The organism is Pseudomonas sp. B2M1-30, assembly GCF_025447575.1.
Lineage (GTDB): Bacteria > Pseudomonadota > Gammaproteobacteria > Pseudomonadales > Pseudomonadaceae > Aquipseudomonas > Aquipseudomonas botevensis.
Genome location: NZ_JAOEJT010000008.1, coordinates 130,533 through 148,891, shown reverse-complemented (window position 1 = coordinate 148,891; position 18,359 = coordinate 130,533). Strand labels below are relative to the sequence as shown.

General features: G+C 63.1%; 17 protein-coding genes and 1 pseudogene. 10 read left to right on the top strand and 8 right to left on the bottom strand.

The genetic code is table 11. The features are described 5' to 3' along the window. Window positions 1-4: 4 nt before the first annotated feature. Window positions 5-673 carry a class I SAM-dependent methyltransferase gene (locus N8H74_RS17330; RefSeq protein ID WP_262149048.1) on the top strand — a complete coding sequence of 223 codons (669 nt, stop codon included), beginning with the start codon at window positions 5-7 and terminating at the stop codon, window positions 671-673. Between the two features lie 8 nt (window positions 674-681). Here the strand turns inward: N8H74_RS17330 and N8H74_RS17325 are convergent, their stop codons facing one another. Continuing rightward, a complete protein-coding gene (locus N8H74_RS17325; protein WP_217833651.1) occupies window positions 682-930 on the bottom strand; it encodes a transmembrane sensor/regulator PpyR in 249 nt (82 codons plus the stop codon). A gap of 291 nt (window positions 931-1,221) precedes the next feature. Between N8H74_RS17325 and N8H74_RS17320 the strand changes: the two genes are divergently transcribed. From N8H74_RS17320 to N8H74_RS17300, 5 genes are all read left to right on the top strand, one after another. Beyond that, a complete protein-coding gene (locus N8H74_RS17320; RefSeq protein WP_217833650.1) occupies window positions 1,222-1,746 on the top strand; it encodes a sigma-70 family RNA polymerase sigma factor in 525 nt (174 codons plus the stop codon). Window positions 1,747-1,750: 4 nt separating this feature from the next. Beyond that, entirely contained in the window at window positions 1,751-2,719 is a 969-nt protein-coding gene (locus tag N8H74_RS17315; RefSeq protein ID WP_262149045.1) for a FecR domain-containing protein, read from the top strand. Between the two features lie 80 nt (window positions 2,720-2,799). Further along, a complete protein-coding gene (locus N8H74_RS17310; protein ID WP_262149043.1) occupies window positions 2,800-5,262 on the top strand; it encodes a TonB-dependent receptor in 2,463 nt (820 codons plus the stop codon). A gap of 94 nt (window positions 5,263-5,356) precedes the next feature. Then, a complete protein-coding gene (locus N8H74_RS17305) occupies window positions 5,357-5,860 on the top strand; it encodes a VOC family protein (RefSeq protein WP_217833647.1) in 504 nt (167 codons plus the stop codon). Window positions 5,861-5,895: 35 nt separating this feature from the next. After that, on the top strand, window positions 5,896-6,729 hold the full coding sequence (locus N8H74_RS17300; RefSeq protein ID WP_262149041.1) for an AraC family transcriptional regulator: 834 nt from the start codon (window positions 5,896-5,898) through the stop codon (window positions 6,727-6,729). Between the two features lie 109 nt (window positions 6,730-6,838). On the opposite strand, the gene N8H74_RS17295 is transcribed toward N8H74_RS17300, so the two are convergent. The 3 genes from N8H74_RS17295 to N8H74_RS17285 form a co-directional block, all read right to left on the bottom strand. After that, window positions 6,839-7,426, bottom strand: coding sequence for a LysE family translocator (locus N8H74_RS17295; RefSeq protein WP_217833645.1), 588 nt, complete (start codon window positions 7,424-7,426; stop codon window positions 6,839-6,841). A gap of 105 nt (window positions 7,427-7,531) precedes the next feature. Next, window positions 7,532-9,769, bottom strand: coding sequence for an ATP-binding protein (locus tag N8H74_RS17290; RefSeq protein ID WP_262149039.1), 2,238 nt, complete (start codon window positions 9,767-9,769; stop codon window positions 7,532-7,534). Continuing rightward, a complete protein-coding gene (locus N8H74_RS17285; protein ID WP_262149037.1) occupies window positions 9,766-10,380 on the bottom strand; it encodes a biliverdin-producing heme oxygenase in 615 nt (204 codons plus the stop codon). The genes N8H74_RS17290 and N8H74_RS17285 overlap by 4 nt, the downstream gene beginning before the upstream one ends. Window positions 10,381-10,639: 259 nt before the next feature. Between N8H74_RS17285 and N8H74_RS17280 the strand changes: the two genes are divergently transcribed. Further along, window positions 10,640-11,260, top strand: coding sequence for a LysE family translocator (locus N8H74_RS17280; RefSeq protein WP_217833642.1), 621 nt, complete (start codon window positions 10,640-10,642; stop codon window positions 11,258-11,260). Between the two features lie 3 nt (window positions 11,261-11,263). Here the strand turns inward: N8H74_RS17280 and N8H74_RS17275 are convergent, their stop codons facing one another. Beyond that, window positions 11,264-11,677: a VOC family protein gene (locus N8H74_RS17275; protein ID WP_217833641.1), complete on the bottom strand. Its 414-nt coding sequence runs from the start codon at window positions 11,675-11,677 to the stop codon at window positions 11,264-11,266. A gap of 109 nt (window positions 11,678-11,786) precedes the next feature. Here N8H74_RS17275 and N8H74_RS17270 point away from each other — a divergent pair, with 109 nt between their 5' ends. Genes N8H74_RS17270 through N8H74_RS17260 form a run of 3 tightly spaced genes read left to right on the top strand, consistent with a single transcriptional unit; the run spans window position 11,787 to window position 14,343 of the window. Then, window positions 11,787-12,869: a bifunctional transcriptional activator/DNA repair protein Ada gene (locus N8H74_RS17270; protein WP_262149035.1), complete on the top strand. Its 1,083-nt coding sequence runs from the start codon at window positions 11,787-11,789 to the stop codon at window positions 12,867-12,869. A 31-nt stretch (window positions 12,870-12,900) separates the two neighbouring features. Further along, complete coding sequence (locus N8H74_RS17265) at window positions 12,901-13,698, top strand: isocitrate lyase/phosphoenolpyruvate mutase family protein (RefSeq protein WP_262149033.1); 798 nt, start codon at window positions 12,901-12,903, stop codon at window positions 13,696-13,698. Between the two features lie 3 nt (window positions 13,699-13,701). Next, window positions 13,702-14,343, top strand: a complete 642-nt coding sequence (locus N8H74_RS17260) for a DNA-3-methyladenine glycosylase (RefSeq protein WP_262149031.1) — start codon at window positions 13,702-13,704, stop codon at window positions 14,341-14,343. 86 nt (window positions 14,344-14,429) lie between these two features. Here the strand turns inward: N8H74_RS17260 and N8H74_RS17255 are convergent. The 3 genes and pseudogenes from N8H74_RS17255 to N8H74_RS17245 form a co-directional block, all read right to left on the bottom strand. Beyond that, a pseudogene (locus tag N8H74_RS17255) lies at window positions 14,430-15,793 on the bottom strand (MFS transporter). 91 nt (window positions 15,794-15,884) lie between these two features. Then, complete coding sequence (locus tag N8H74_RS17250) at window positions 15,885-17,318, bottom strand: NAD-dependent succinate-semialdehyde dehydrogenase (protein ID WP_217833636.1); 1,434 nt, start codon at window positions 17,316-17,318, stop codon at window positions 15,885-15,887. Further along, complete coding sequence (locus N8H74_RS17245) at window positions 17,315-18,349, bottom strand: aldo/keto reductase (RefSeq protein ID WP_217833635.1); 1,035 nt, start codon at window positions 18,347-18,349, stop codon at window positions 17,315-17,317. Before N8H74_RS17245 ends, N8H74_RS17250 begins: the two co-directional genes overlap by 4 nt. Between the last annotated feature and the right edge of the window lie 10 nt (window positions 18,350-18,359).

Genomic DNA, 18,359 nt, shown 5'->3' with positions numbered 1-18,359 from the left:
CGCCATGTCCGCCCCCGAATCCGATCTCTTGCAGAGCTGGCAGCACAACGCCCGATCCTGGATCGAAGCGATCCGCAGCGGCGCCATCGACAGCCGCCTGCAAGTCACCGACCAGGCGATTCTGCTGGCAGTGATGGGCCGCCAGCCCGAACGCGTGCTCGACCTGGGCTGCGGTGAAGGCTGGCTGTTGCGGGCGCTGGCGGACCGGGGCATCACAGCGGTCGGCGTGGACGGCGATCCGACACTGATTGAAGCGGCGCGCGCGGCCGGCTCAGCGGATGTTCACGTCGCCAGCTACGAAGCCCTGGCGCAAGCGCAGCTGGACGTCGGCCGCGACTACGACCTGATCTGCGCCAACTTCTCGCTGCTGCATCAGGACATCATTCCCTTGCTCGCCGCGATGAACACGCTGCTCGTCCCCGGCGGCACATTGGTGATCCAGACCCTGCACCCATGGGCCGTGGCGGCGGGCGATTATCAGGATGGCTGGCGGGAAGAGACCTTCGCCGGGTTCAAGGGCCAGTGGCAACCGATGCCGTGGTATTTCCGCACGTTGTCGAGCTGGCTCAATGCGCTGGACATGGCGGGTTTTCAACTGGCCGGCCTGCAAGAGCCACAGCATCCGCAGAGTCCGGCGCCGCAGTCGTTGCTGATGACAGCGCTGCGGCGCTGAAGTGTGTCTCAGGCCACGGCCAGAGCGCGAGCGTTCCCCAGCCGGTATTGCGACAGCAGACGCAGCACATAACCGATCTTCAGCAGCGTCGGGCCAAGAATGGTCAGCGCGTGCATTCCCACCAACAGCGCAATCGGCATGTGCCCCTGGTAGAGATAGGCGCCGTAGATCCCGGCCAGCAACATGATCAGGCCAGCGACGAGCACTTTGCTCGATAGATGAAGAACGTTCAGCGGACTCTCGAAGAAAGCGAACATGTTGACGTACTCCTGAGCGATTCAGTTTGTACGTTAAACAGATCAATTCTCATGCCATCTAAATCAGCCTGCAAAATCAATTGGTTGGCACATCAAGAGTCAATTTGACTCAAACGCTTTAAAGTCAATTTGACTAATTAATGAGTCATTAGGACTACATCTAACGCTCACCACCCAGCCTTCTACCTAAAAGCAAACCAATATCATTTGCGCAGTTTCCAGCCTTTTGCTTTAATCGCGACCCATTCTTATTTAGACCGATAAACCGGTCACCCTGGACGCTTGCCCCGAATGACGGTCGCCGACACTTCTCTCGTGCAAAACCTCTACCTCAGCCATCACCGCTGGCTGCATGAGTTATTGCGCCGACGCCTGAGCAACGCGATGGATGCCGCCGACCTGGCGCACGACACCTTCATTCGCGTTCTCAAGCGTCCGCAGACGTTCAACGGCGAAGTCCACGAGCGCTCGCATCTGGCGACCATCGCCCGAGGCCTGTGCGTCGATCACTGGCGCCGTCGGCAACTGGAACAGACCTGGCTGGAAACCCTTGCCAGTCGTCCGCCAGCCTTGCAGCCCTCGCCGGAGCAGCAGGCGATCATCGTCGAAACCCTGCATGAAGTTGACGCTATGCTCCAGCGTCTGCCGCAGCGGGTCAGCACCGCATTCATCCTCGCGCAACTGCACGGCATGCCCTACCGGCTGATCGCCGAGGAAATCGGCGTCAGCGAGCGGATGATCAAGAAGTACCTGGCCCAGGCGATGATGCATTGCGCGATGCTGGAAGCCGAACTCGACGGCCTGTTGATTGAGTAAGCCGATGAACCGACTCAGCCACGCCAGCCTCGAACAAGCCGCGCAGTGGTACGTGCAACTGCATGACGAGCAGGTGGCCGATCACGAGCGTCTGCGCTGGCAGGCATGGCTGGCGCAAAGTGCCGAGCATCAGGAAGCCTGGCGTTACGTGGAACGGGTCGGCCAGCGCTTCGCGCCATTGCAGGGTGAAAATGAAGCCCACGCCGTCAGCCACACATTGCGCAGCAGCCGCACGTCGATCAGCCGCCGTCAGTCGCTCAAAGGCTTGCTGATTCTCGCCGCGACCGGCCTGAGCGGCTGGGTTGCATGGCGCAGCACGCCGCTGCCGGACGCGGTCGAGCGACTGAGCGCCGACCTCTCCACCGACACCGGGGAAACCCGCGAAGCGACCCTCAGCGACGGCAGCCGGATCTGGCTCAACGCCCTGAGCGCACTCAACGTGCGCTTCGATACCACGCAGCGCTTGCTGCAACTGCGCGTCGGCGAAGTGCTGATCGAGACTGCCAAGGATGCCGGCCGCGCCTTTCTGGTCGATACCGCACACGGTCGGATGCAGGCGCTGGGCACCCGTTTCAGCGTGCGCCAGGACGATCGGCAAACCTGGCTCAACGTCTATGAAGGCGCGGTGCAAGTGCGTAATCGCCGGGATCAGGTCGAGGTTGTGGCGGCCGGGCGGCAACTGGTTTTCAGTGCCGATCATCTGGGGGACGCAACGCCGGCCAATCCGTCCCGCGAAGCCTGGCGCCAGGGGCTGTTGCTGGCCGATAACCTGCCGCTGGGCGAATTGATCGAAGAACTGAGCCATTACCGGCCGGGGCACCTGCATTGCGATCCGGCGGTGGCGGCGCTGCCCGTGATGGGTTCGTTCCCGCTCAGGGACTCCGATCAGGCCCTGCGCCTGCTGGAAGCGGCGTTGCCGATCCGGGTCAACAAAACGCTCGGCTGGTGGGTCAATGTCGGGCCGAAAGGCTGACATCTTTCAATTCACGGTTCCCTTTTTTCGCGCTCATCCGGTTGACCTTGAGTAGTCCTTTGTTTGCCTTCGGGAACTCCATGCTGCGCTCCACGTTCGCTCGCACCCGTCTCGCCCTGATTCTGGCATCGACCCTGCCCGGACTGTGCGTGCCGCTGCTCGCGAGCGGCGCGGAGCAGCCCGCTGCACAGAAACATCACTTCAATATCGCCCCCGGTTCACTGATCAGCGTGCTCAACCGTTTTGCCGAACAGAGCGGCGTGTTCCTCGCCGGCCACAACGACCTCGCGGCCGACCGGCGCAGCCCAGGGCTGGTGGGCGACTACACCGAACAACAAGCCCTGCGACGCCTGCTGCAAGGCAGCGGCGTACAGGCCCAGGCGCAGAACAGCGGCGGTTATGTGCTGCGAGCCGCACCCTCTGCCACAGGCCCGCTGGAGCTGGACGCCACCACTGTCTCCGGCAAACACCTGGGCGCCATCACCGAGGGCACCCAGGCCTACACCACCGGCCAGACGTCGTCGGCCACCGGCCTGCCACTGTCTCTGCGCGAAACCCCGCAATCGGTGACGGTGATCACCCGCCAGCAACTGGATGACCAGGGCGCCACCGGCATCGCCGACATCCTCCGTCGCGCCCCCGGCATCAGCGTGCAGAACTACGACAGCGAGCGCTGGGAGTTTTCCAGTCGCGGCGCGCCGATCACCAATTTCCAGTACGACGGGGTCAATACCGATTACGACGGTGTCTACGATTACGGCACCACCAGCACCGACATGGCGCCTTACGACCGGGTCGAGATCATCAAGGGCGCCACCGGCCTGATGACCGGTTCCGGCGATCCTTCGGCCACCGTCAACCTGATCCGCAAGCGTCCGACCGAAGCGTTCAAAGCCTCCGTCAGCGGCACCGTCGGCTCCTGGGACAACGCTCGCGGCGAGGCCGACATTGGCGGGCCGCTGACCGCCGACGGCCACCTGCGCGGGCGCTTCGTCGGCGTCCTTCAGCAACGCAGCGCCTACGCCGATCACTACCGCAACGACAAGGACATCGCCTACGGCATCCTCGAAGCCGACCTCTCGCCAGACACCTTGCTGAGCGTCGGTTTCGATCAACAGAACACCCGTTCGCGGGGTGCCAGCTGGACCGGTTTCCCGATGTTCCACAGCGACGGCTCGCGCACGCACTTTTCGCGCTCGTTCAACCCGGCCACCGACTGGAGCCGCCGCGACTTCAGCAACCAGACCCTGTTCGCCGCGCTGAGCCGGCAACTGGCGAACGACTGGACGTTCAAACTCAGCTACGACCGCAAACACCGCCAGCACGACACCCTGCTCGGCTCGGCGAGCGGCGGCAATCCCGATCCCGTCAGCGGCGATGGCATGTTCCTGTACATGGGCCGGTTCCAGGGCGATGAAGTCCAGGACAATTTCGACCTCAACCTCAGCGGCCCCTTCAGCCTGTTCGGCCGCGAACATCAGTTGCTCGCCGGGTTCATGTCGATGAACACCCGTCAGGACATCCCGGTCTACGGTTCGGTCTATCCGGCGCTCGGCGGCAGCATCTTCGACTGGCGCGGCGAATTCGCCAAACCGGACATTCCTCAGGTCGGCCGCGATGACATCCGGCAGCGGCAGACCGGCGCTTACCTCGCCACCCGACTCAAACCGACCAACGACCTGGCGCTGATTCTCGGCGGACGGGTCAGCGACTTCACCGCCAGCGACCACCTCGACTACCGCGACCCGACACGCGCAGATGTGCGCGACGGCTATCGTCAGACCGGCGTACTCACCCCCTACGCCGGCGTGGTCTACGACCTCGACGACCGCTACTCGCTCTACAGCAGCTACACGCGCATCTATCAGCCGCAAATGAGCAAGGACGCCTCGCGTCAGGTGCTGGAACCGGTGCAAGGCAACAGCCTCGAAGCGGGCGTCAAAGCGGAATACTTCGACGGTCGGCTCAATGCCGGTTTTGCCGTGTTCCGCATCGAACAGGACAACATCGCCGAATACGTCAGCGGTTTCGACAGCGAGTCGGTGTACCGCCCCGTACAAGGTGCAACCACCAAAGGCTTCGAATTCGAACTGGCCGGCGAACTGCGCGAAGGCTGGAACCTCTCCGCCGGTTACGCCTTCAATCACACCCGCGACGCCAAGGGTGAACCGGTGTACGGCGCGATCCTGCAAACCACCGCCCCCGAGCAGATCGTCCGGGTATTCAGCAGCTATCGCCTGCCTGGTGCGTGGCAGAACCTCACGCTCGGCGCGGGGGTGAGCTGGCAGAGCGAATTCTTCGGCAACGTGTTCCAGCCCGACCCCGCCGATACGGACAACGGCGGCCACACCGTGCGCATCACCCAGGACAGCTATTACCTGGTGGATGCGATGGCGCGCTACCGCTTCAACGAACACCTGAGCACGACGCTCAACGTCAAGAACCTGCTCGACACGACCTACTACACCGGGCTGGGCAACTTCGGCACCGGGTTTTATGGCGAACCGCGCAATGTGCAACTGACGACGCGCTGGGATTTCTGAGGATCGACGAGTTGTCGATCTACGGCACTTCAAACCGATCAAGGACTGACTACGCTGTTAATCCAGCGTGTCTAACCTGCCGAGGATGACTGCCATGCAACGTTTTCAGAAGCTCACGCCGTGCCTGTGGTTCGATGACCAGGCCGAGGCGGCGGCCAAGTTCTACTGCTCGATCTTCGACCATTCGAAAATCACCGCCGTGACCCACTACAGCAAGGTCGGCCAGGAATTCCACGGGCGCCCGGAAGGCTCGGTGATGACCGTCAGTTTCGAACTCGACGGGCAGACTTTCACCGGGCTCAACGGCGGCCCGGTGTTCCAGTTCAACGAAGCGGTGTCGTTTCAGGTCAATTGCCAGAACCAGGAAGAAGTCGACCACTTCTGGGGCAATCTCGGGGACGGCGGGCCGGTGCAGGCGCAGCAGTGCGGCTGGCTCAAGGACAAGTTCGGTGTGTCCTGGCAGATCGTGCCGGTGGCGTTCATGCACATGATGACCGACCCCGACACGGCGAAAAGCCAACGGGCGATGCAGGCGATGATGCAGATGAAAAAACTCGACATCGCCGAACTCGAACGGGCCTTTGCCGGCCAGAGCTAATACACTCCAGCCCTGGCCTGCCGGGAACCACAACCATGAAACACGCTGCCGCCAAAAACCCTGAAAAAGCCCCACGCTTCTGGCGCGACGACGCCCTGCCCTTCATCGAGGCACGGGCCATCGCCGATGGTCGCGAAGTCTGTTACGCACTGCATTCCCACGCGCACTTTTCCATTGGCGCGATCACCGCCGGGCGCAGCACTTATGTACACGAGCAAGCGCAGTTCGAAGTCGGCGCCGGCACCGTGGTGCTGATGAACCCCGGCGACGTGCATGCCTGCAATCCGATCGATGACCAGCCCTGGTCGTACCTGATGCTGTACGTGGAAACCCCGTGGCTTGCGGATTTGCAGCAGCAGTTGGGCTTCAGCGGATCGCTTGGGTTTCGGCGGTTTTCCAACACCCATCTGGACGACGCGCATGTCTTCAACGAGCTACGGGCGCTGTATGCCGTGCTGGTCGATGAGCAGCAGGATGTGCTGCGCAAACAGAGCGCGGCGGTGGAGTTTTTCAGCGACCTGCAATGGCGCCTGAACCCGGCCGGGCAACCGTTGCGCGAGCCGAACTTCAAGCTTGAACGGGCCGCCGGGTACATCCGCGAACATTGCACCGACCTGCTCAGTCTTGATGACATTTGCGCGGCTGCGCAATTGTCGCCGTCGTACCTGATCCGCGCGTTCAAACAGCACTACGGCATGACGCCCCATGCGTTTCTGGTCAACCAGCGCATCCAGTTCGCCCGCGAACGGTTGCGTAGCGGCCAGTTGATTGCCGATGTGGCACTGGAGGCAGGGTTTGCCGATCAGGCGCATTTCCAGCGAGCGTTCAAGCAGCATCTGGCGGCTACACCGGGGCAGTATCGGGGGTGACCACTGCGCGGCAAGGCTTTGGCGGCTGTACACGTTCTTTTCGGCCACCTCCCTCTCCCCCGGGGCGGCTCGATGTTTCGGGAGAGCCAGGTGGGCGGCGTTCTCTTGGTCAGGGCATGACAAGGTAAACAGCGCTGCCCGCCAGCAACAACGCCATGCTCCGGTTGAACAGCCGCATCCCCGCCGGGTTGCTCAGGTAGCCGCGCAAAAACGTCCCGGCATACACCCAGCAACCCACCGACAGATAGCAAATCACCAGATACACCGCCGCAAACTGCCACACCAGCCGCGCTTCGCCATCGGCCACGAACGCGCCCATCCCCGCCACACAGGCGAGCCAGGCTTTCGGGTTGAGCCATTGCATCACCGCGCCATACAGCATCGACGGCGCCCGCCCCGACTCCTTCGCCTGCAACTGCCCGTCGTCAGCCGCCAGTTTCCACGCCATGAACAGCAGAAACGCCACGCCGCCCAGTTGCACCACCCGGGTCAGAAACGGCCACAGTTGCAGCAGTTCATGCAGCCCCAGGCCCATCAACACCAGCAACAGCACAAACCCCAGGGTCGCCCCGGCCACATGCCGCTGGCTGGCGCGAAAGCCGAACTGCGCACCGGAACTCAGCGCCACGATATTCACCGGCCCCGGCGTGATCGACGCCACCAGCGCAAACGCCGCCATCGAAACAATCAGACTCATCGCACACCTGCTTCAAATCGAGGAACAAGGCGCCCACGGTAACCAGCGCCCCGTCCCCGGTATTGAACAAAACTGCCCTGCTCCCTGAACAGCCAGGTGCTGCGCTCAGTCCAGACGCGGCACGGTGAAGCGGAATTCGCTGCCCTGCCCCGGCTCGCTCTCGGCGACGATCCGCCCGCCATGGGCTTCGACGATGCCCTGGGTGATGTACAGACCCAGGCCGGTGCCGGTCGGGTTGCCCTCTTTCACCGTCCAGTACCGGTCGAACACGTGAGGCAGGTGTTCCTTGGGAATGCCTTCGCCGCTGTCGCGCACGGTGAACACGATGTCATCGCCCACTGACCTGGCATGCACGCCGACCGTGCCCAGGCGCGGGGTGAACTTGATCGCGTTGCCCACCAGATTCGACAGCACCTGGAACAGCCGCTCCGGGTCGGCATGAATGGTCAGATCAGGGTCAGCGTCGAACGAGATGCTGATGTCCTTGTCCAGCGCCAGCGGTGCCAGCAGCGATTGCGCTTCCTCGAACATCTGCGCGACGTCCAGTCGCTGCGGCGCGATGGTGTAGCGCCCGGCGTCGATCTTCGAGGTGTCGAGCAAGTCTTCCAGCAGCGTGTTCATGCGTCCGGCGGCCTGTTGCATGGTATCGATGGCGGTGGAGATACGCCGCGAAGTGTGCGGACCATCGGAACTGAAGGCCTTCTGCATCATGCCGCACAGCATCGAAATCACCGTCATCGGGTTGCGCAGATCGTGGGACACCACGGCCACCAGCTCATCGCGGGCGCGCACCGCCTCCTGCTCGCGCCGCACCTGGCGGGCCAGGTCGTTTTCCAGAGCCGAACGGCGCAGGTCATTGGCGGCGAACAGGTCGCCGTGGCTCCACTTGGTGGAAATGCCGGCCATTTCCACTTTCCAGATTTCAAACGAGGTGCGCGGACGCAGGCGCAGGCCGGCGTCGGAGTTTTCCAGATCCAGCGGTTTGCGCGGATCGCCGCTCCAGTTGATGTTCTCTTTGACCTCCGGACGGAACCACAGCACGCCGTTGTCCACCGGTTTGGGCAGGCTCATGGCGAGCACGCCGCTGGCGACCTGCTGATAAGCCGCCGCCGGTGGGTAGGCATCCGCCAGATGGTGGCTGGCGAACACCGGCTGGCCAGTTTCCTGCAACCATTTGTGCAGGGCGCGGATGTCTTCCGGCTCCGGGCAGTTGCCGTAACGGTGCAGCTGTTTGTCCTCGATTATCGCGATGCCGCCGGCATTGGTCAGCGCCATCAGTACTTCTGGCTGATGGGCCAGGCCATCGAACACGTTCTGCGGCGAATCGATCATCGCCTGATTGAGCAACGCCAGCGCCTCGACTTTCTCTTCGCGCTGGCGGCTGACTTCCAGTGCTTCCATCGCGCTGATCTGCAACGACAGCACCTGGCCGATGGTCTGGCACGCCGTACGCAACTCATGGGGCACATGCAGCGGCTGGCGGTTACCGCAACTGATCAAGCCCCAGAGCTTGTCGCCCTTGAGCAGGGAGATGCTCATCGACGACAGCACACCCATGTTCTTCATGTACTGACAGTGGATCGGCGACACGCTGCGCAGGGTGGCGAAACTCAGGTCGAGCGGGGTCTGGGTGTCCGGGCGCAGCTTGGGCAGCAGCGGCACCGGTTGATAGTCGGCGTTGGGGATGATCCGCAGCCAGTTGGTGCGGTACAGCTCGCGGGCCTGCTCGGGGATGTCGGAGGCCGGGAAGAACAGGCCGTTGAAGACCTCCATCGACGGGTCGGACGCTTCGGCGATGACCTGGCCGTGGCCCTCCTCCTCGAAGCGGTAGATCAGCACCCGGTCGTAGCCGGTCATCGCCTGGATTTCCCTGACGCTGATGTCGTACAGCGCTTGCAGGGTCTGGGCCGCCTGCAGGCGCTGGAGCATCCGCCCCAGATGGGTTTCCGTGCCGGCAACGTTGCGCGGCTGGAAATTCTCGACGTGGATTTCCAGTTCCAGGATCAGCACACCCTGATGCCGGTGCAGCAAGCCTTCGAACGCCGTGCCGTTGAGCCGCAAGTGCAGCGGCGGCGCGTCGGACAGCAGCGGTTGCTGCACGGCCGCACGAACCTGCTCGGCATGGGCCTCACCGATCAGTGCCGCCAGCGGCTGGCCGATCAGCTCCTGTGGCGCACGCGCCAGCAGGGTTTCAACGTTGGCGCTGATCTGGATGATCGACAGCTGCGGCTCGCTCAGGGTCAACAGCAGACCATGCGGCTGGATCGCGCCGGGAAAGCGGATCGGCTCGTCGGCGCAGTTGGCCAGCAACTCTTCAAAGGCGTCTTGGTCTTGCGGGGTCATACCAGAACCTCCTGGCTTTCGAGCCAGCGCTCGAAACAGCTGAATGTGGTGTGGGCGGCCGTCACGACGGCTTCGCGCTCGGCGGCGTCCATCGGGCGACTGCCCAGGTAATCGATGAAGTCGCGCCAGCGTCGGCCGGTGGCGGCACCATAAATGTCGAGAAACGCCGCACCGTTTTGCCCATCCAGGCTCAGCCGTGCAGCGATTTCCCGGCGCAGGATCTGTCCGCCGAGGGTCGCGCCTTCAAGCACGTACAACACGCCAAGGCAGGCAGCGGCGGAGTCGATGACGGGCAACTGGCGGCACAGCGGCAGCCGTTCCAGCGCCTCGGCGGACAGGCCCAGGGTCAGCAGGTCGCTGCGCAGGGTCGAGACTTTCAAGCGCGGGTTCAGATCGAAATCGGCAGGGACGGCCTCGCTGTCCTGCAACGCGCTTTCCAGCGGCAGGTAGAAGCCGTAATAAGCCCGCATCAGCCGCTGGAAAGCGGACAAATCCAGGCTGTCGGAGAAAAAGGGCAGGCGTTTTTCCAGGGCGATGTGCAGTTCGGCGGTGCCGGTGCGCAGATCCTGCAGTACCGGTGGTACAAAAACCTCACGGGCCGTTGCTTGCATGTAGATCGCTCATGTTGTGGGCCGCTTGGGCCATGGGGAGTGAGAGCTTACACGGCATTGGCTTTTTCTGACCCGATAGATGGTTTTTTCTGCCGTTGCCTCTCCCTGTGAGGAATTCTGAGTCGCGGACCACAGATAAAGTTCGAACCGATTGCCACAACCACGCCACCGCTGTACCGCGACACTGCCGCCTGACTGTACGTGTCAGCCCTTCCCACGCCGTGATAAAAATGCCGCTCCCGTCACCGGAGCCCGCGCCATGGATCTCGCCACCCTCTCCCTGTTTCTGCCCGCCTGCTTCGCCTTGAACATGGCACCCGGCCCGAACAATCTGCTGTCGGTCAGCAATGCCACCCGTTATGGCTATCGTCGGGCCTGCGTGGCCGGTGTCGGGCGGTTACTGGCATTTGCCGGGATGATCGCCCTCGCAGCCGCCGGATTGTCGGTGGTGCTGCAAACGTCTGAGCTGCTGTTCTACGGGATCAAGATTCTGGGCGCGGCTTATCTGCTGTATCTGGCGTGGCAGCTTTGGCACGCCAAACCTGGCGCAGAAGACGCCGCTGCCGCACCGGCGAACGGGCTACTGGCGCTGGCCCGCCAGGAGTTCCTGGTAGCGGCCGGCAATCCGAAGGCAATACTCATCTTCACCGCATTTCTGCCGCAATTCGTCGATCCGGCCCGCGCCATCACCCCGCAGTTCATGCTGCTGGGTGTGCTGTTCCTGCTGCTGGAATGGATCGCCATCAGCGCCTACGCCTACATGGGCCTGCACATGCGTCGCTGGTTCGCCGAACCGCGCGGCAAACGGATTTTCAATCGTTGCTGCGCGGGGCTGTTGTCGGCGGCGGCCTCGGTGTTGCTGATGGCCAGGCGCGCCTGATCCTCAGGCCTCGGACGGGCCTTTGAGCTCGACCTGATTGCCGTCCGGATCGAAGCAGTACAGCGACAGGCCGTAGCCCTCCGCGCCGAAGCGGGTGGCGGCTTTCTCCACGCTCAAGCCGCAGGATTGCAGGTGACGGACCAGCGCCGCCTCATCGAACGGCTCGATGCGCAGGCAAAAGTGATCGACATTGCGCCGCTCGCCACCGGCAGCGGCGCCGCCCTTGCGGCCGATTTCGCCGTGAATGTCGACCAGATCGATCATCGATGTGCCGGCGCGCAGATGCACCAGGCCCAGTTTTTCGTTGTGCCTGACCACTTCGGCGCCGAAGACCCGGTCGTAGAAATCAATGCTGCGCTGCATATCCGCGACGCGCAGGACGATGTGGTCGATGTGTTGAATCGTGAACGGTGACATACATGCAATTCCCGAGTTGAAGCGACCCGATCAATGTAGTGCAGCGGCCCGAAAATTCACTGTCGATTTTTCGGTGGAGCCATCGAAAACCCGGATTTATGCTCGGCCCATGAACATACAGACCGCTGTCCTGCCGCCCCACGCCGAAATGGTTCGCGCCATGCTCGAACGCGACACTGCCTATGAAGGCGTGTTTTTCACGGCCGTGAAAACCACCGGGATCTTCTGCCGCCCCAGTTGCACGGCGCGCAAGCCGAAACCGGAGAATGTCGAGTTCTTCGCCCACGCCGACGACTGCCTGTCCGCCGGTTACCGCGCCTGCCTGCGCTGCATGCCGCTGGACGCGGCGGCCATCGCCCCGGACTGGGTGCAGCGTCTGCTCAAGGCCGTGCACGCCGAGCCGGAACAACGCTGGAGCGATGCGCAATTGCTCGCCGAGGGTATCGAGCCGTTGAAGCTGCGGCGCTGGTTCAAACAGCATTTCGGCATGACCTTTCACGCCTGGCTGCGCACCCGCCGACTCGGCATGGCGCTGGGAGGAATCAGGCAAGGCACGTCCATCGACCACGCGGCGTTCGATTCCGGTTACGAATCCCTCAGCGGTTTTCGCGATGCGTTCCAGAAGTCGTTCCACATCACGCCGGGGCGTGCGGCGACCAGTGAGCCGCTGCTGTTCACCCGCCTGACCACGCCACTGGGGCCGATGATCGCCATGGCCGAACGGCGTGGGCTGGTGCTACTGGAGTTTCTCGACCGCCCGGCGCTGACCCGGGAAGTCGAAGCGCTGCAAAACCGTCACGGCTACGTGGTCGCGCCGGGGCACAACGCGCATTTGCAGCAGATCGAACGTGAACTGGCGCTGTACTTCGCCGGCCAACTCAACGAATTCAGCGTGCCGCTGCACTTGCCCGGCAGCGAGTTCGCCCGCCAGGTCTGGGCCCAATTGCGGCAAATCCCCTACGGCCACACCAGCACCTATGGCACCATCGCCGCACTCCTGGGCAAGCCCGGCGCCAGCCGCGCGGTGGGCCTGGCCAACGGGCACAATCGGCTGTCGATCGTGGTGCCCTGCCATCGGGTGATCGGGGCGGATGGCTCGCTGACCGGCTATGGTGGAGGACAACCGCGCAAGGCGTTTCTGCTCAGGCTGGAAAACGCAGCGGTACAACTCACGCAACAACTGGCTTTCTGACGATCTGGACCACTGACAAGAAGGGATTTCGATGAGCGCGCTCGACACACAGTTTCACCAGTTGCATCAACAAGACTTGCTGATCCTGACCAACGTCGCCGACGCCACCGGCGCGCGGCTGGTCGAACACCTGGGCGGCAAGGCCGTCGCCACCAGCAGCGCCGCCGTGGCCTGGGTCCACGGTTACCCGGACGGCAACACCCTGCCCCTTGAGCGCTTGATCAGTACCGTGGAATCCATCGCCCGGGTGATCAAGGTGCCGCTGAGCGTGGACATCGAGGCCGGTTACTCCGATGACCTCGGCCGGGTCGCCGAAGTGGTCGACGCGGTGCTGGCCGCTGGTGCGGTCGGGATCAACATCGAGGACGGCAACGGCGCGCCGGAACTGCTGGCACGCAAGATCGAAGTGGCCCGGCAAGTGGCGGCGAAACACGCTGTGAAGCTGTTCATCAACGCCCGCACCGACGTGTACCTGCGTGGCCTGGTGCCTGCCGAGGATCGCGTCGCCGAAACCCTGCGCCGGGCCGCGTTGTATCAGGCGGCCGGAACCGACGGGCTGTTCGCCGCGGGTGTCACCTCGGCCTACGAGATCGAAGCCATCTGCAAAGGCACGAAGCTGCCGGTCAACGTTCTCGGCTTCGCGGGCCTGCCCTCCCCCGAAGAACTCAAGGCCCTGGGCGTGCGCCGCTTGAGCGCCGGCTCCGGGATCGCCGAGTTCCTCTATGGCGCGATGGGTTCGCTGGTGAAGAGCTTCCTCGCCAACGGCCAACTCGACAGCCGCGATCTGAAGGCGCTGACCTATGGCGAAGTCAACGGTTTGCTGAAATAGGCCATGACCGATCCATATGAAGCGGCGAGCGCTTTCCTCGCCGCCCTCGATACCGACTGGCAGCGCCACATCGCTGCCGTCGGCCCTTGCCTGCACCAGCCGCACCCGGCGCGGGATCCTTACGAGTCGCTGGTGCGGGCGATCGCCTATCAGCAACTGCACGCCAAGGCCGGCGATGCGATTGTCGGGCGGCTGGTGGGGTTGTTTGCCGGACAGACCTTTCCACGCCCCGAGCAGATTCTGGCGACGGATTTCGAGCGGCTGCGCGGTTGCGGGTTTTCGGCGGGGAAAATCGCGACGATTCAGGGGATTGCCCAAGCAACGCTGGATGGCGTGGTGCCGGACTACGCCACGGCGCTGGCGATGGACGATGAGGCGCTGATCGAGCGGCTGATCAGCCTGCGCGGGGTCGGGCGCTGGACGGTGGAGATGTTGCTGATCTACAGCCTGGAACGCGGGGACATCCTGCCGGCGGATGATTTTGGCGTGCGCGAAGGCTATCGGCGCCTCAAAGGGCTGGAGGTACAGCCGACGCGCAGGCAGATGATCGAGATTGGATTGGACTGGAGTCCGTACCGGACAGTGGCGGCGTGGTACTTGTGGCGAGTGCCGAAGCTGCCCTCTCCCGGCGGGAGAGGGGATTGATCGGGGGACGGCTCCCTCCGGGCGGCCCGGCGTTTCGGTAGGACTGGAGTGAGGGGCCGCCCTCAAGCACAACACATCAATAACCGCTAAACAGATGTAGCGACTTTCGCAGCCACTGCCCCACTCCCCTCCACCGGACTCTGCGCCTTGCACGCCTGGCTCAACGTCAGCGACTTAGTCTCCGGCGCCCACGCCCACGACAGCAGCGCGCCAATCGCCAGGATCGCCGCCAGAATTCCCATGGTCGGACTCAGACCGATCCCCGCCACACTCACCGGCAGCAGGAACGTGCTCACCGCCGAACCCAGACGACTCACCGCCGTCGCCAGACCAATACCACTGGCGCGCACTTCGGTGGGGAAGCTCTCAGCCGGGAACACCCCGACCAGATTGCTCACCGCCGACAACACCAGCGTGAACACCCCGAACACCAGCACCATCAGCCACGCCGCACTGCTCGGCAGTACCGCCAGCAGAAACAGCGCCACCGCGAGGATGATGAACGAGTTGATCAGGAACCCGCGCCGAGTGAACCTGATCGTGCACCAGATGCCGATCAGCGCGCCGAGGATCAGCAGCATGTTCAACATCAACTCGGTGCCGAAACCTTCGGCCAGGCCCATCTTCTGCAGGATCGACGGCAGGAAGGTGTAGATGGCGAAATACGGCATGACGATGCAGACGAAGAACAGGCAGTTGAATGCCGTGCGCTTGCGGTACTCACGGCTGAACAGCACGGCGTAGCCGGAGCGGGTTTCGGTGGACTGGCTTTCGTCGAGTTCGACATTGGCGCCCAGGTGTTTTTTGACGATCGCCCGCGCTTCGGCAACACGACCCTGATTGACCAGCCAGCGCGGCGATTCCGGAGTGCCGATACGCGCAATCAGAATCAGCGCCGCCGGAATCGCCGACGAGGCAGCATCCAACGCCAGGCATCATCGCCAAGGCTGAGCATGGCAGTGCCGACGAAGGTCGCGGCCACGTAACCGAACGTCCAGATCACGCTGAACGAGCCGAGCAGCACGCCGCGATGTTTCTTCGGCGCGAACTCGGCGAGCATCGCGTGGCCGACGCTGAAGTCGCCGCCCAACCCGATGCCGATCAGCACCCGACAGAGGAACAGACTCATGGCAGTTTCGACGTAGAACTGCATGACCGAAGCCAGGGTGATCAGCACAAAACTGACCAGAAAGATTTTCTGCCGGCCGACCTTGTCCGAGATCCAGCCGAAAAACAGACTGCCGAGAAACAGCCCGATCAGCGCCGAGGCGCCGATCAAGCCTTGCCAGAAGGCATCCAGTTGCATCTGCGGACTGAGCAAGGTGAACGCGATGCCGATCAGGCCAAGGATGTAGCCGTCGGTGAAGTGCGCGCCGAAGGTCAGGCCGGCGATCTTGAGGTGGAATCGCCCGATGGGCAGGTCATCGATTTTTACGGGTTGAGCGGACATGTTCGTCTCCAATTGTTGTTATTGACGGAGAAACGGAGCGCTTGCGTTGGCCTTGCGGGAGCCAGCCTGCTCCCGCAAGGCCGAGGTGAATCTAGAGGCCACCCATCAACAGGTATTTGATCTCCAGATAGTCATCCAGACCGTACTTCGAACCTTCGCGTCCCAGGCCCGATTCCTTGATCCCACCGAATGGCGCGACTTCGGTGGAGATGATCCCTTCGTTGATCCCGACCATGCCCGCTTCCAGCCCTTCGGCCATGCGCCAGACCCGGCCGATGTCGCGGCTGTAGAAGTACGCCGACAGACCGAACGGTGTGTCGTTGGCCCGCGCCAGCACTTCGGCTTCGTCCCTGAAGCGGAAACAGGCGGCCACCGGGCCGAAGGTTTCATCCTGGGCAATCAACATGTCGCCGTTGACTTCGGTGAGGATGGTCGGCTCGTAGAACGTGCCGCCCAGCGCATGTCGACGACCGCCGCAAAGCAGCGTGGCGCCTTTTTCCAGCGCATCGCTGACATGACTTTCCACCTTGGCCAGTGCCGCGTTGTTGATCAGCGGACCTTGCTCGGTTTCACCTTCCAGCGCATGGCCGACGCGCATGGCCGCCACGGCTTCGGCGAGCTTGCCGGTGAAGGCTTCATAGACGCCGTCCTGAATGAAGAAGCGGTTGACGCACACACAGGTCTGCCCGGTGTTGCGGAACTTGGATGCCATCGCGCCTTTGACGGCGGCATCCAGATCGGCATCGTCGAAGACAATGAACGGCGCGTTGCCACCCAGTTCCAGCGAGACTTTTTTCAAAGTGTCGGCAGCCTGGCGCATCAGCAATTTGCCGGTGCGGGTGGAGCCGGTGAACGACAGTTTGCGCACCACGCTGGAGGCCTGCAGCGCGCCGCCAATCGCCACGGCATCGCCGGAAACGATGTTGAACACACCGGCCGGAATGCCGGCCTGTTCAGCCAGTACCGCGAGGGCGAAGGCCGAGAGCGGCGTTTCTTCCGACGGTTTGAGAATCATCGTGCAACCCGCCGCCAGCGCCGGTCCGACCTTGCGGGTGACCATCGCCAGCGGGAAGTTCCAAGGGGTGATCGCAGCGACCACGCCGATGGCTTCCTTGGTCACGATGATCCGCGCATCCGCCTTGTGGCTCGGAATGACATCGCCGTAGGCACGCTTGGCTTCCTCACCGAACCACTCGAGAAAACTCGCCGCGTAGACCACTTCGCCCATGGCCTCGGCGAGCGGTTTACCCTGTTCGCGACTGAGCAGGGTCGCCAGATCCTTCTGGTTGGCAAGCATCAGCTCGCTCCAGCGTTTCAGGCGCTGGCTGCGTTCCTTGGCGGTAAGTTTGCGCCAGGCCGGCAAGGCCCGGTTGGCCGCCTCGATGGCGAGGTCAGTCTCTTCAGCGCCAGCCTTTTGCACGTCGGTAATCAGTTCGCCGTTGGCCGGGTTGCGCACCGCATAGGTCGCGCCGCCCTGCCCCCACTGGCCGTCGATGAAGTTGCCGTGACGAATCAACGCGCTCATGCCACCGCCCCTTGCAGAGTGAAACGCTCAAGGCCGGGACGGGCGTTGCGCAGGATGCGTTTGCCGGCGGTGTAATCGTTGATCACGTCGCACGGCGTGTAGTTGCGCTCCAGTTCATGCAGTTCTTCAGCGTCCAGTCGGGTCTCCAGGGCCGCCAGCGCGCTGTCGAATTGCGCGGTGGTGTCGGCGCCGACCAGCATGCAATCCACGCCCGGATGATTGGCCACCCAGGCCTGAGCGATCTGCGCGTTCGACACGCCACGGGCACGGGCCACACGCTGCACCGAATGGGCGATTTCGAACGAGGCTTCGTCGCTGTACATCTGTTGGGTGAAGAAGTCGGTCTGGTTGCGGGTCGACTGCACGTCACCGGTCAGCAGACCACGGGCCAACGGGCTGAACACCGACACACCGATGCCCTGATCGCGGCAGAACGGAATCATCTCGCGCTCTTCTTCGCGGTAGGCGCAGTTCAGTTGCAGTTGCATGTTGATCGGCTTGACCCAGCCGTTGCGCTCGCAGGCCATGAGGATTTTGGCGAGCTGCCCGGTGAGCATGGTCGAGACGCCGATGTAACGGGCCTTGCCGGAACGCACGATGTCGTTCAGTGCGGCCATGGTTTCTTCGACCGGGGTGTTCACGTCGAAGTAATGCAGCATGAACACGTCGACGTAATCCATGTCCAGACGCTTCAGCGAAGCATCGATGCTGTCCATGATGTGCTTGCGCGAATGGCCGCTGGCGTTGATGCCGCTGCGGGTGCCGTAGCCGACCTTGGTGGTGATCACCAGATCGTCGCGACGGGCCAGGCGCTTGACGATGCGCCCCACCACTTCCTCGCCGACGCCGGCGGAATAGAAGTCCGCCAGGTCGATGAAATTCACGCCGTTGTCCAGGGCGTGGGCCACGATCGGCTCGCTTTGTTTTTCATTGAAGATCCACGGTTTCCAGTCCGGGGTGCCCATGTTCATGGTGCCCAGGCACAGGCGGGAGACTTGCAGGCCGGAGTTGCCCAAACGAATGTATTGCATGGCGCGGACC

What these genes read in the sequence shown, in the direction of transcription:
- N8H74_RS17270 (WP_262149035.1), top strand. Translation starts at nt 11,787, where the DNA reads ATGAACATACAGACCGCTGTCCTGCCGCCCCACGCCGAAATGGTTCGC.
- N8H74_RS17320 (WP_217833650.1), top strand. Translation starts at nt 1,222, where the DNA reads ATGACGGTCGCCGACACTTCTCTCGTGCAAAACCTCTACCTCAGCCAT.
- N8H74_RS17280 (WP_217833642.1), top strand. Translation starts at nt 10,640, where the DNA reads ATGGATCTCGCCACCCTCTCCCTGTTTCTGCCCGCCTGCTTCGCCTTG.
- N8H74_RS17330 (WP_262149048.1), top strand. Translation starts at nt 5, where the DNA reads ATGTCCGCCCCCGAATCCGATCTCTTGCAGAGCTGGCAGCACAACGCC.
- N8H74_RS17295 (WP_217833645.1), bottom strand. Translation starts at nt 7,426, where the DNA reads ATGAGTCTGATTGTTTCGATGGCGGCGTTTGCGCTGGTGGCGTCGATC.
- N8H74_RS17285 (WP_262149037.1), bottom strand. Translation starts at nt 10,380, where the DNA reads ATGCAAGCAACGGCCCGTGAGGTTTTTGTACCACCGGTACTGCAGGAT.
- N8H74_RS17250 (WP_217833636.1), bottom strand. Translation starts at nt 17,318, where the DNA reads ATGAGCGCGTTGATTCGTCACGGCAACTTCATCGACGGCCAGTGGGGG.
- N8H74_RS17290 (WP_262149039.1), bottom strand. Translation starts at nt 9,769, where the DNA reads ATGACCCCGCAAGACCAAGACGCCTTTGAAGAGTTGCTGGCCAACTGC.
- N8H74_RS17245 (WP_217833635.1), bottom strand. Translation starts at nt 18,349, where the DNA reads ATGCAATACATTCGTTTGGGCAACTCCGGCCTGCAAGTCTCCCGCCTG.
- N8H74_RS17305 (WP_217833647.1), top strand. Translation starts at nt 5,357, where the DNA reads ATGCAACGTTTTCAGAAGCTCACGCCGTGCCTGTGGTTCGATGACCAG.
- N8H74_RS17275 (WP_217833641.1), bottom strand. Translation starts at nt 11,677, where the DNA reads ATGTCACCGTTCACGATTCAACACATCGACCACATCGTCCTGCGCGTC.
- N8H74_RS17310 (WP_262149043.1), top strand. Translation starts at nt 2,800, where the DNA reads ATGCTGCGCTCCACGTTCGCTCGCACCCGTCTCGCCCTGATTCTGGCA.
- N8H74_RS17325 (WP_217833651.1), bottom strand. Translation starts at nt 930, where the DNA reads ATGTTCGCTTTCTTCGAGAGTCCGCTGAACGTTCTTCATCTATCGAGC.
- N8H74_RS17300 (WP_262149041.1), top strand. Translation starts at nt 5,896, where the DNA reads ATGAAACACGCTGCCGCCAAAAACCCTGAAAAAGCCCCACGCTTCTGG.
- N8H74_RS17315 (WP_262149045.1), top strand. Translation starts at nt 1,751, where the DNA reads ATGAACCGACTCAGCCACGCCAGCCTCGAACAAGCCGCGCAGTGGTAC.
- N8H74_RS17260 (WP_262149031.1), top strand. Translation starts at nt 13,702, where the DNA reads ATGACCGATCCATATGAAGCGGCGAGCGCTTTCCTCGCCGCCCTCGAT.
- N8H74_RS17265 (WP_262149033.1), top strand. Translation starts at nt 12,901, where the DNA reads ATGAGCGCGCTCGACACACAGTTTCACCAGTTGCATCAACAAGACTTG.